General features: G+C 55.2%; 10 protein-coding genes and 1 other annotated feature. Of the genes, 7 read left to right on the forward strand and 3 right to left on the reverse strand.

The features are described 5' to 3' along the window. Nucleotides 1–108 precede the first annotated feature (108 nt). Nucleotides 109–1,446 carry an MFS transporter gene (locus ACOTY5_RS17865; protein WP_015570129.1) on the forward strand — a complete coding sequence of 446 codons (1,338 nt, stop codon included), beginning with the start codon at nucleotides 109–111 and terminating at the stop codon, nucleotides 1,444–1,446. A gap of 51 nt (nucleotides 1,447–1,497) precedes the next feature. Then, nucleotides 1,498–2,727 carry a DUF3748 domain-containing protein gene (locus ACOTY5_RS17870; RefSeq protein ID WP_074132699.1) on the forward strand — a complete coding sequence of 410 codons (1,230 nt, stop codon included), beginning with the start codon at nucleotides 1,498–1,500 and terminating at the stop codon, nucleotides 2,725–2,727. Here ACOTY5_RS17870 and ACOTY5_RS17875 read toward each other — a convergent pair. Then, nucleotides 2,724–3,056: a YceK/YidQ family lipoprotein gene (locus ACOTY5_RS17875; protein WP_017383693.1), complete on the reverse strand. Its 333-nt coding sequence runs from the start codon at nucleotides 3,054–3,056 to the stop codon at nucleotides 2,724–2,726. The two genes, ACOTY5_RS17870 and ACOTY5_RS17875, sit on opposite strands and share 4 nt — an antisense overlap. Before the next feature lie 247 nt (nucleotides 3,057–3,303). Then, nucleotides 3,304–3,378, forward strand: a sequence feature (ROSE (Repression Of Heat Shock gene Expression) occurs in the 5'-region of heat shock genes and acts as an RNA thermometer to modulate expression.). On the opposite strand from ACOTY5_RS17875, the gene ibpA reads away from it, so the two are divergent. The 3 genes from ibpA (at nucleotide 3,372) to ACOTY5_RS17890 (ending at nucleotide 6,200) form a co-directional block, all read left to right on the forward strand. Next, complete coding sequence (gene ibpA / locus ACOTY5_RS17880; protein ID WP_045141779.1) at nucleotides 3,372–3,782, forward strand: small heat shock chaperone IbpA; 411 nt, start codon at nucleotides 3,372–3,374, stop codon at nucleotides 3,780–3,782. (Overlaps the previous feature by 7 nt.) Before the next feature lie 136 nt (nucleotides 3,783–3,918). After that, nucleotides 3,919–4,347 (forward strand): small heat shock chaperone IbpB, encoded by a 429-nt coding sequence (ibpB, locus tag ACOTY5_RS17885; protein ID WP_015570126.1) that lies wholly within the window; start codon nucleotides 3,919–3,921, stop codon nucleotides 4,345–4,347. A 191-nt stretch (nucleotides 4,348–4,538) separates the two neighbouring features. Then, nucleotides 4,539–6,200 (forward strand): putative transporter, encoded by a 1,662-nt coding sequence (locus ACOTY5_RS17890; RefSeq protein WP_017694020.1) that lies wholly within the window; start codon nucleotides 4,539–4,541, stop codon nucleotides 6,198–6,200. On the opposite strand, the gene ACOTY5_RS17895 is transcribed toward ACOTY5_RS17890, so the two are convergent. After that, nucleotides 6,168–6,914, reverse strand: coding sequence for a GntR family transcriptional regulator (locus tag ACOTY5_RS17895; protein ID WP_017383690.1), 747 nt, complete (start codon nucleotides 6,912–6,914; stop codon nucleotides 6,168–6,170). The two genes, ACOTY5_RS17890 and ACOTY5_RS17895, sit on opposite strands and share 33 nt — an antisense overlap. Before the next feature lie 222 nt (nucleotides 6,915–7,136). Between ACOTY5_RS17895 and ACOTY5_RS17900 the strand changes: the two genes are divergently transcribed. Both ACOTY5_RS17900 and ACOTY5_RS17905 read left to right on the forward strand, forming a co-directional pair. After that, entirely contained in the window at nucleotides 7,137–8,759 is a 1,623-nt protein-coding gene (locus ACOTY5_RS17900) for an alpha-glucoside-specific PTS transporter subunit IIBC (RefSeq protein ID WP_015570124.1), read from the forward strand. Beyond that, entirely contained in the window at nucleotides 8,756–10,078 is a 1,323-nt protein-coding gene (locus ACOTY5_RS17905; RefSeq protein ID WP_015570123.1) for a 6-phospho-alpha-glucosidase, read from the forward strand. The genes ACOTY5_RS17900 and ACOTY5_RS17905 overlap by 4 nt, the downstream gene beginning before the upstream one ends. Here the strand turns inward: ACOTY5_RS17905 and ACOTY5_RS17910 are convergent. Continuing rightward, nucleotides 10,075–10,968 (reverse strand): helix-turn-helix transcriptional regulator, encoded by an 894-nt coding sequence (locus ACOTY5_RS17910; protein WP_032668915.1) that lies wholly within the window; start codon nucleotides 10,966–10,968, stop codon nucleotides 10,075–10,077. The genes ACOTY5_RS17905 and ACOTY5_RS17910 overlap by 4 nt on opposite strands. Between the last annotated feature and the right edge of the window lie 55 nt (nucleotides 10,969–11,023).

Below are 11,023 nucleotides of genomic sequence, written 5' to 3' on the forward strand. Positions count from 1 at the left end.
TGGCGCTACGCTTATCCGGCCTACTCTCTCGTAGGCCCGGTAAGCGAAGCGCCACCGGGCAAAAAAAACGTACATAGAAAAAATATAACCCTCTGTAAATTACAGGGCATGGTGAGCGGCTTCGCTATGCCCAAAATCTGGAGACAGATTGCGATGGATATTCCAGTTACTGCTGCAAAAACCGGGCGTCGTCGTTACCTGACGCTGATCATGATCTTTATTACCGTGGTCATCTGTTATGTCGACCGCGCCAACCTTGCCGTGGCATCGGCTCATATTCAGGAAGAGTTTGGCATCACCAAAGCGGAAATGGGCTACGTCTTCTCGGCGTTTGCCTGGCTGTATACGCTCTGCCAGATCCCGGGCGGCTGGTTCCTTGACCGCGTGGGTTCACGTCTGACCTACTTTATCGCTATTTTTGGCTGGTCCGTGGCGACCCTGTTCCAGGGCTTCGCGACCGGGCTGATGTCGCTGATTGGCCTGCGCGCCATCACCGGGGTGTTTGAAGCGCCGGCGTTTCCGACCAACAACCGCATGGTGACCAGCTGGTTCCCTGAACACGAACGCGCTTCCGCTGTTGGTTTTTACACCTCCGGGCAGTTTGTTGGTCTGGCGTTTCTGACGCCGCTGTTAATCTGGATCCAGGAGCTGCTGAGCTGGCACTGGGTGTTTATCGTCACCGGCGGGATCGGCATTATCTGGTCGCTCATCTGGTTTAAGGTTTATCAGCCGCCGCGCCTGACCAAAAGCATCACCAAAGCCGAACTGGACTACATCCGCGACGGCGGTGGCCTGGTGGATGGCGATGCGCCCGTGAAAAAAGAGGCGCGCCAGCCGCTGACCAGAGCGGACTGGAAGCTGGTCTTCCACCGTAAGCTGGTGGGCGTGTATCTGGGACAGTTCGCGGTGACCTCCACGCTGTGGTTCTTCCTCACCTGGTTCCCGAACTATCTGACCCAGGAAAAAGGTATTACCGCGCTGAAGGCAGGCTTTATGACCACCGTACCCTTCCTTGCGGCGTTTTTCGGCGTCCTGCTCTCGGGCTGGCTGGCGGATAAGCTGGTGAAAAAAGGCTTCTCGCTGGGCGTTGCGCGTAAAACGCCGATTATCTGCGGACTGCTGATCTCTACCTGCATCATGGGAGCGAACTACACCAACGATCCGGTGTGGATCATGACCCTGATGGCGGTAGCGTTCTTCGGAAACGGTTTTGCCTCCATCACCTGGTCGCTGGTGTCGTCCCTGGCGCCGATGCGTCTGATCGGCCTGACTGGTGGTGTGTTTAACTTCGTTGGCGGCCTGGGCGGGATCACCGTACCGCTGGTCATCGGTTACCTGGCGCAGGACTACGGCTTTGGTCCGGCTCTGGTGTATATCTCTGCCGTGGCGCTGATCGGGGCGCTCTCCTACATCCTGCTGGTCGGCGACGTTAAACGAGTAGGCTAATCCCTTCGGATGTTTTACCCTGATGCGATAACCGCGCATCAGGGTATTTTCATGAAACAAATCACCTTCGCTTCCCGCAACCACCAGCTCACCAACATCAACACCTGGACGCCAGACAGCCAGTGGCTTGTCTATGATGTCCGCCCGTCCGGCGCGTCGTTTACCGGTGAAACCATTGAGCGGGTCAATGTTAGTACGGGCGAGGTTGAGGCGATCTACCGTGCGACTGACGGCGCGCATGTCGGCGTGGTAACCGTTCATCCGGCGCAGGAAAAATATGTTTTTATCCACGGCCCGAAAAACCCGGATGCAGACTGGCAGTATGATTTTCACCATCGTCAGGGGGTGATTGCGCACAATGGTCAGGTGAGCAATCTTGATGCGATGGATATCACCGCGCCTTACACCGCAGGCGCGCTGCGTGGCGGCAGCCACGTCCACGTTTTTAGCCCGAACGGGCAGTTCGTCAGCTTTACCTACAACGACCATGTGCTGCACGCGCGCGATCCGCAGCTGGATTTGCGTAACGTCGGGGTGGCGGCGCCTTTTGGCCCAGTAAACCCACAGGGGAACCATCCGCGGGAATATGCCGGCACCTTCTGGAGCGTACTGGTAAGCCGGGCAACGCCGAACCCGAAACCGGGCAGCGATGAGGTAAACCGCGCCTATGAAGAGGGCTGGGTGGGCAACGACAGGCTGGCGTTTATCGGCGATACGGTGTCTGCGAAAGGCGAGAAAGTGCCCGAACTGTTTATTGTCGATCTCCCCAAAGACGAGCAGGGCTGGAAACGGGCGGGCGATGCGCCGTTGCAGGGAACGCCTGATACAATGCCCGCGCCGCCTGCGGGCGTAACGCAACGTCGCTTAACCTTCACCCATCAGAAGGCGTATCCGGGGCTGGTGAACGTACCGCGCCACTGGGTGCGCAGCAATCCGCAGGGGACGCAGATTGCGTTTTTAATGCGGGACGATAACGGCGTTGTGCAGCTGTGGCTTATCTCCCCTGAGGGCGGCGAGCCGCGTCAGCTGACCCACACTGAGCGTGATATTCAGTCGGCCTTTAACTGGCATCCTTCCGGCAACGGGCTGGGATTTGTGCTTGCAGGCCGTATTGCCTGCTGCGATGCGCAGACCGGAGAGGTGACGTTTTTGACGTCCGATCACGGCAATCCGCCGTCTGCTGACGCTGTGGTGTTTTCCCCGGACGGACGATTTATTGCATGGATGGAAGAGAAGGACGGTTTCCGCCAGCTGTGGCTAACGGAAACCGCACAGAATTAGCGTGGAGGCATCTCTGCGGGCGGGATGACGGAATTGGTCGCCAGCTTTTCCTGCTCGCTTTTCTCAACGCGCGAACGCACTGAGCTGTCGGTGCGGAACATATCCCACGGCAGCAGAAGCGTATCGGCAACCGCCGTAAACGGCATATCAAGAATCGCCAGAGATTTGGTACCCCAGTTTGTCTCATCATCAGAGATCATTGCGGCACTGGCGCGCGTCCCCGGATATGTTCCTTCTTTACCGCCGGTGTGCGACATCACGCTCGAACACCCGCAAAGTAAAACAACCCCGCTGAACGACGCCAGCTTAATCAGAACATTTCTCATCATCACTCAGTCATCTTTAGTAGCACGGCATTGACCTGCAACTCAGGGTTATAGCGAGGCGCGTCCAAAATGGATAGCTCAAAACTCCCGCACTGTGGTCGTCATCGCAATTTAACCCTTTGTGCTGTGCCCCTGAGTCTATGCGACAACCAGCAAAGTGCAAAAAAATCTCACATCAACAGTCTTGAAAAGGCCGTATCCAGACCCATTTTAAGAATGTAACCCGATAACGGACACGCCTGATGGGTGTTCGGGGAAGCAGAAGCCTGTCCATGGTGGAAGGCTACATTTTCTCGCTGATTTCAGGAGCATTTATCCATGCGTAATTTCGATCTCTCTCCGCTATACCGTTCTGCCATTGGTTTCGATCGTCTGTTCAACCACTTAGAAAACAACCAGAGCCAGAGCAACGGCTATCCTCCTTACAACGTTGAACTGGTTGACGAAAACCACTATCGCATTGCGATTGCTGTTGCCGGTTTCTCAGAGAGCGAACTGGAGATCACCGCGCAGGACAATCTGCTGGTGGTGAAAGGCTCCCATACGGCCGAGCAGAAAGAACGAACCTACCTCTACCAGGGCATCGCAGAGCGCAACTTTGAGCGCAAGTTCCAGCTGGCTGAGAACATCCACGTCAAGGGCGCGAACCTGGTGAACGGCCTGCTGTTTATCGAACTGGAACGTGTGATTCCGGAAGAGAAAAAACCGCGTCGTATCGAAATCAACTAATTACGCGGGTCGCGTGAGCGGCCCACCCGAACTTGCTTGCCGTAACGGGAGCATATGCGAATCCGCAAGGGTTTGCAGGTACAACTGTGCACAAAATTAAACTGTGCCGCACTCGCTTCTCAGAAGGAGATTTAGTATGCGTAACTACGATTTATCCCCCCTGCTGCGTCAGTGGATCGGTTTTGACAAACTGGCTAACGCGCTGCAAAGCGCAACCGAACAGCAGACCTTTCCGCCGTACAACATCGAAAAAAGCGATGATAACCACTACCGCATCACGCTTGCGCTGGCCGGGTTCCGCCAGGAAGATCTCGACATCCAGCTTGAGGGTACGCGCCTGACCGTGAAAGGGTCACCGGAAAAACCAGACACCGAGACCAAATGGCTGCATCAGGGGCTTGTCACTCAGCCGTTTAGCCTGAGCTTTACCCTGGCAGACCATATGGAAGTTTCTGGCGCGACGTTCACTAACGGGCTGCTGAACATTGACCTCACCCGTAACGTGCCGGAAGCCATTGCGCCTCAGCGCATCGCCATTAGCGAACGCCCGGCGTTGAACAGCTAAACCACGTTTTTGCCGGGTGGCAAACCTGCCGATCCTGTAGGTCGGGTAAGGCGCAGCCGCCACCCGACTCGCTCAAAGATGCCATGAAGCCCTGCCCCGGCAGGGCTTTTTTGTGCGCCATCGCCCATACAACCGCCGTCAGCTCTGAGAGAATCCTTAGCATAACTATGGTTATACACAGGATGTGGATCATGAGTGATATCGCGTTAACCGTTAGCGTGTTGGCCCTTGTCGCGGTAGTGGGGCTATGGCTGGGGAATATCAAAATCCGCGGCGTCGGATTTGGCATCGGCGGGGTGCTGTTCGGCGGGATTTTTGTCGGCCATTTTGCCGACCAGCTTGGGTGGGTGCTCAGCGCCGATATGCTGCATTTCATCCAGGAGTTCGGCCTGATCCTCTTTGTGTATACCATCGGTATTCAGGTGGGGCCGGGCTTCTTCGCTTCCCTGCGCGTCTCCGGTTTACGCCTTAATCTCTTTGCCTTCGGCATCGTCGTGATGGGTGGGCTGGTTACCGCCATTCTGCATAAACTCTTCGCGATTCCGCTGCCCGTTGTGCTGGGCATCTTCTCCGGCGCCGTCACGAATACGCCCGCGCTCGGGGCGGGCCAGCAAATTCTGCGCGATCTGGGTATCCCTGCTGATGTCGTCGATCAGATGGGGATGAGCTACGCCATGGCCTATCCGTTTGGCATTTGCGGTATTTTGCTCTCGATGTGGCTGGTGCGCGTGCTGTTCCGCGTTAACGTCGAGCAGGAGGCAAAAGAGCATGAAAGCACGCTGACCAACGGCCATGCGCTCATTAAAACTATCAATATTCGCGTCGAAAACCCTAATCTGAACAATATGGCGATTCAGGATGTTCCCATTCTGAACAGCGCGACCATTATCTGTTCCCGCCTGAAACGTGATGAAACGCTGATGGTGCCTTCACCGGATACCCTTATTCAGCACGGCGATCTCCTGCATCTGGTAGGGCAACCGGCGGATTTAAACAATGCCCGGCTGGTGATTGGTCAGGAGGTGGATACCTCACTCTCAACCCGTGGAACGGACATGCGCGTGGAGCGAGTGGTAGTGACCAATGAGAAAGTCCTGGGCAAGAAAATACGCGATTTGCAGGTTAAAGAGCGTTATGACGTGGTGATTTCCCGGCTTAACCGCGCCGGTGTCGAGCTGGTAGCCAGCCAGGATGCCAGCCTGCAATTCGGTGATATTCTCAACCTCGTCGGGCGTCCCTCATCCATTGATGCCGTAGCGGACATGGTAGGCAACGCCCAGCAAAAACTCCAGCAGGTGCAGATGCTGCCGGTCTTTATCGGCGTTGGGCTTGGCGTCATGCTTGGCTCCATCCCCCTGTACGTGCCCGGCTTCCCGGTAGCACTGAAGCTGGGTCTGGCAGGCGGGCCGCTCATTATGGCGCTGATCCTCGGGCGTATCGGCTCCATCGGTAAGCTCTACTGGTTTATGCCGCCGAGTGCTAACCTGGCGCTGCGGGAGTTAGGCATCGTGCTGTTTCTGGCGGTGGTGGGGCTGAAATCCGGCGGCGATTTTGTCGATACTCTGGTCAACGGCGAAGGGATGAGCTGGGTAGGATACGGCATATTTATTACCGCTATCCCACTGATAACGGTCGGATTACTGGCACGTATCTTCGCTAAAATGAACTATCTCACGCTGTGCGGCATGCTGGCCGGTTCCATGACCGATCCGCCCGCGCTGGCGTTCGCCAACAACCTGCACGCCACCAGCGGCGCGGCGGCATTGTCCTACGCCACGGTTTATCCGCTGGTGATGTTTCTGCGCATCATCACCCCGCAGCTACTGGCGGTGCTGTTCTGGGGGATGGGCTAACAAGTCTTCCGGGTGGATACGCCGCAAATGGTAGTCCACCTGGTAATCGCTGGTGTTCCGGAACATCACGGAATAATTGAGGAACTCGCCGCTGTCGCTGTAGGAAAGGGAGGTGATGCGCAGCAGCGGCGTCTGTTCCGGCACATTCATATAACCGGCCAGCTGTTTATCTGCCAGCACCGGCGTCAGGCTCTCGTAGTTGCCGCTGATGGTGATCCCGCATTCCTTCTCGATGTAATCAAACTTAGACCCTTCGAGATGCGCCAGGGAAAGATTGCGGAACAGCTTCACCGGCATAAAGCTGTCCTCCAGCATCAGCGGTTTTCCGTCCACGTAACGCACCCGCCTTGAAAAATAGATCCGCTCATCAACCTGAATCCGCAGCTGGCTGGCGATAGCGGGCGGCGCGGGCATCACTTCAAACTGCAACACCTTGCTCTGCACTTCTTTCCCCTGCTGGCGCAGCACCTCCACCAGCCCGGTCAGGTTAGTCGTTTCATGATGAACGTCTTTGCGCGCCACGAACGTCCCGCTGCCGTGTCGACGTTCAACCAGCCCCCAGCTTACCAGCAGATCCAGCGCCTTGCGGATGGTCATCCGGGCTACGCCAAACTCCTTTGCCAGCGCTTTTTCTCCGGGTAACGGACTGCCAATGTTGTAGTCCGAGGAATTCAGCCGCAGCCGCAGCCGATCGGCAATTGATTTGTAGATCACCAGTAGACCTCTCTGCGCACATCATGGCGTGGATTACGTCTTAACTTGTCTATGTTTAGTTTAAAAAGTAGACCTGATTGGTCAAATTAAAACCATGAATGCGATCACGAATCGCAGCGGCATACCATGTTGCTGCATCAGTAAGTTCTTATGCTCACCTCAGGCCAGTAAAAAACCATAAAGGCCTCTATCCCCTACAGGTTGTTTCATGAGGATTTAAAAATGCTCAGTCAAATACAACGTTTTGGCGGCGCCATGTTCACCCCGGTTTTGCTGTTTCCCTTTGCCGGGATCGTGGTTGGGATCGCCATCATGCTTCGCAATCCGCTGTTTGTCGGTGAGGCCTTAACCGCGCCGGATAATCTGTTCGCGCAAATTGTTCACATCATCGAAGAGGGCGGCTGGGCGGTGTTCCGTAATATGCCGCTGATTTTTGCTGTCGGCTTACCGATTGGCCTGGCAAAGCAGGCGCAGGGCCGCGCCTGTCTGGCGGTGCTGATTAGCTTCCTGACCTGGAACTACTTTATCAACGCGATGGGGATGACCTGGGGTCACTTCTTTGGCGTCGACTTCTCTGCTGAACCCACTGCCGGCAGCGGGCTGGCGATGATTGCCGGAATCAAAACGCTTGATACCAGCATCATCGGGGCGATTATCATTTCCGGGCTCGTCACCGCCATCCACAATCGATTTTTCGACAAGCCGTTGCCGGTCTTTCTGGGGATTTTCCAGGGCACCTCGTTTGTCGTTATCCTCGCGTTCTTCGTCATGATCCCCTGCGCCTGGCTGACGCTGCTGGGGTGGCCGAAAGTGCAGATGGGCATTGAGTCGTTGCAGGCCTTTCTCCGTACCGCTGGCGCGCTGGGCGTATGGGTTTATACCTTCCTGGAACGCATTCTGATCCCAACCGGATTACACCACTTTGTCTACGGTCCGTTTATCTTCGGCCCGGCTGCGGTAGAAGGCGGCATTCAGGTCTACTGGGCACAGCACCTTCAGGAATTCAGCCAGAGCACTGTGCCGCTGAAAACGTTGTTCCCGGAGGGCGGATTCGCGCTGCACGGCAACTCTAAGGTGTTTGGCTCAGTCGGTATTGCGCTGGCTATCTGGTATACCGCGTCGCCGGAGAACCGCGTCAAAGTGGCAGGTCTGCTGATCCCGGCCACGCTTACCGCCGTGCTGGTGGGCATTACCGAACCGCTGGAGTTTACCTTCCTGTTTATCTCGCCGTTGCTGTTTGCCATCCACGCCGTGCTGGCCGCAACGATGGCGACGGTGATGTATACCTTCGGGGTGGTGGGCAACATGGGGGGCGGTCTGCTGGACCAGTTCCTGCCGCAAAACTGGATCCCGATGTTCCATAACCACGCCTCGACGGTATTCACCCAGATTGGCATCGGCCTCTGCTTCACCGCTCTCTATTTCGTGGTCTTCAGAACGCTTATCGAACGTCTGAATCTCAAAACGCCGGGCCGGGAAGAGAGCGAAATCAAACTCTACAACAAAGCCGACTATAAGGCCGCGCGCGGGCAAACCACCGCCCCGGCGGCAGCCAGCCAGCAGGTCGGGCAGGCTGCTGGGTTCTTACAGGCGCTCGGCGGCGCAGCAAACATCGAAAGTATCAATAACTGCGCCACCCGCCTGCGTATCGCCCTGGTGGATATGACGAAAACCCAAAGCGACGACGTCTTCAAAGCCCTGGGCGCACACGGTGTGGTGCGGCGCGGCAACGGCATACAGGTGATTGTCGGTCTGCACGTTCCTCAGGTGCGCGATCAGCTGGAATCGCTGATGAAAACCCCTTTAACAAACGAACAAACCACTCTGACAGAGGCTATATCATGAAAAAATTCTCAGTTGTTATTGCAGGCGGCGGCAGTACATTCACGCCTGGTATCGTCCTGATGCTGTTAGCCAACCGTGACCGTTTCCCGCTGCGTGCGCTGAAGTTCTATGACAATGACGGAGCACGTCAGGAGATCATCGCCGAGGCGTGCAAAATCATCCTTAAGGAGCAGGCGCCGGAGATTGAATTTAGTTACACCACCGATCCTGAAGCGGCCTTTACCGATGTGGATTTCGTGATGGCGCATATTCGCGTGGGCAAATACCCCATGCGTGAAAAAGATGAAAAAATCCCGCTGCGCCACGGCGTGCTGGGCCAGGAAACGTGCGGGCCGGGCGGCATCTCCTACGGCATGCGCTCCATCGGCGGCGTGCTGGAGTTGGTGGATTACATGGAGCAGTACTCCCCGAACGCGTGGATGCTGAACTACTCCAACCCGGCGGCGATTGTCGCGGAAGCCACGCGCCGCCTGCGTCCGAACGCGAAAATTCTCAACATCTGCGACATGCCGATCGGCATTGAAGGACGTATGGCGCAAATCGTCGGTCTGAAAGACCGCAAAGAGATGCGCGTGCGCTACTACGGTCTGAACCACTTCGGCTGGTGGACGTCGATTGAAGATCTGAACGGCAACGATCTGATGCCGAAACTGCGCGAGTACGTGGCGAAAAACGGTTATGTTCCGCCTTCGGAAGATGCGCATACTGAAGCGAGCTGGAATGATACTTTCGCCAAGGCCAAAGACGTACAGGCGCTGGATCCGGACACCATGCCGAACACCTACCTGAAGTATTACCTGTTCCCGGACTATGTGGTCGCCCATTCCAACCCGGAGCGTACCCGCGCCAATGAAGTGATGGATCACCGTGAGAAGCATGTATTCAGTTCATGCCGGGCGATTATCGAAGCCGGTCATTCTTCTGCCGGTGAACTGGAAATCGACGAACATGCGTCGTACATCGTCGATCTGGCGACCGCGATCGCCTTTAATACCCAGGAACGCATGCTGCTGATTGTGCCTAACAATGGGGCTATCCATAATTTTGACGCCGACGCGATGGTAGAAATCCCTTGTCTGGTCGGCCACAACGGACCGGAGCCGCTGACCGTTGGTGATATTCCGCACTTCCAGAAAGGGCTCATGAGCCAGCAGGTGGCGGTGGAAAAACTGGTGGTGGACGCCTGGGAGCAGCGCTCGTATCAGAAACTATGGCAGGCGATTACCCTGTCGAAAACCGTACCGAGCGCATCGGTGGCGAAGGCGATTCTGGACGATCTGATTGAAGCCAACAAAGAGTACTGGCCGGAACTGCATTAATTTTCCTGACCGGCATCATTGAGGTGCCGGTCCTTAAACTTGCTGACCGCCGACGGCGCATAGCCAAACTTATTCTTAAACGCTTTGCTGAAGTGAAACGAATCAAAAAAGTTGAGCATGTCAGCCACCTTGTTTACCGTATTTCCCTCCTGGCGCAGCAGCGATTGCGCCAGTTCGAGGCGTGCGTCAAGATAATATTCTTTCGGCGTTTTACCCGTGTATCGTAAAAAGATCCGCCGCAGCCAGGGCTCGCTGCACTGCATCCGCTGTGCCATTTCTGTGACGCTCCAGCGCTTTTGCACACTGGCGTGCAACTCGGCCAACAGATTTTCCAGACGCAGCAGTTCCCGATCTTTCCTACCATTTTCGGAAATAAGACAAATCCACTGATAGATAATTTTTGTGAGAAACGCGACGGCTAAATTATTTTTTATGGGGGACCGCAAAGCGAGTAATTCAGCAACTTCTGAAAGTTCTTTATTAAACTCGTCGCCATTATAAATTATGCCAGTTTGTAATATAGGGATTTCCATCATGTTTGTGGGGATGAATTCCATCCAGTATTGTTCCCAGATAAGACCGTCGCAGTAGTACGACGTTATATCGGTAGGTTTTAAGAATATAACGTTATTTCCATTAAGCATAATTTCAGAATTATCTTTGAGCCTGATTTTCCCGCACCCTTGCACGGTATAAACCGCCACCCAGGAGTTAGCAATCAGCGGTTTTTTCTTATCCTGAGGCCAGATAACGCGGTAGCTCTCGTCGGCTAGCGTATGCCAGAGTGAGATCAGTGAAATTCCGCTTGAGATCACACTTTCATCAAGAACTAAGGGAATATTGTACGTTGTTTCGTTTTTTACATGCGAAATTTGAATTTTTCCATTCATTTTAATTTCCCGTCAGCAAATTATGCCCACAACCTGTAGCGGAATTTATCAGAAA

This window comes from Enterobacter cloacae complex sp. SHL018 (genome assembly GCF_049237905.1).
Taxonomy (GTDB): Bacteria; Pseudomonadota; Gammaproteobacteria; order Enterobacterales; family Enterobacteriaceae; genus Enterobacter; species Enterobacter hormaechei_C.

Bases quoted from the DNA above. Each gene is read 5' to 3' on its own strand.
- ACOTY5_RS17865 (WP_015570129.1), top strand. From the start codon at position 109: ATGGTGAGCGGCTTCGCTATGCCCAAAATCTGGAGACAGATTGCGATG.
- ACOTY5_RS17870 (WP_074132699.1), top strand. From the start codon at position 1,498: ATGAAACAAATCACCTTCGCTTCCCGCAACCACCAGCTCACCAACATC.
- ACOTY5_RS17875 (WP_017383693.1), bottom strand. From the start codon at position 3,056: ATGATGAGAAATGTTCTGATTAAGCTGGCGTCGTTCAGCGGGGTTGTT.
- ibpA (WP_045141779.1), top strand. From the start codon at position 3,372: ATGCGTAATTTCGATCTCTCTCCGCTATACCGTTCTGCCATTGGTTTC.
- ibpB (WP_015570126.1), top strand. From the start codon at position 3,919: ATGCGTAACTACGATTTATCCCCCCTGCTGCGTCAGTGGATCGGTTTT.
- ACOTY5_RS17890 (WP_017694020.1), top strand. From the start codon at position 4,539: ATGAGTGATATCGCGTTAACCGTTAGCGTGTTGGCCCTTGTCGCGGTA.
- ACOTY5_RS17900 (WP_015570124.1), top strand. From the start codon at position 7,137: ATGCTCAGTCAAATACAACGTTTTGGCGGCGCCATGTTCACCCCGGTT.
- ACOTY5_RS17905 (WP_015570123.1), top strand. From the start codon at position 8,756: ATGAAAAAATTCTCAGTTGTTATTGCAGGCGGCGGCAGTACATTCACG.
- ACOTY5_RS17910 (WP_032668915.1), bottom strand. From the start codon at position 10,968: ATGAATGGAAAAATTCAAATTTCGCATGTAAAAAACGAAACAACGTAC.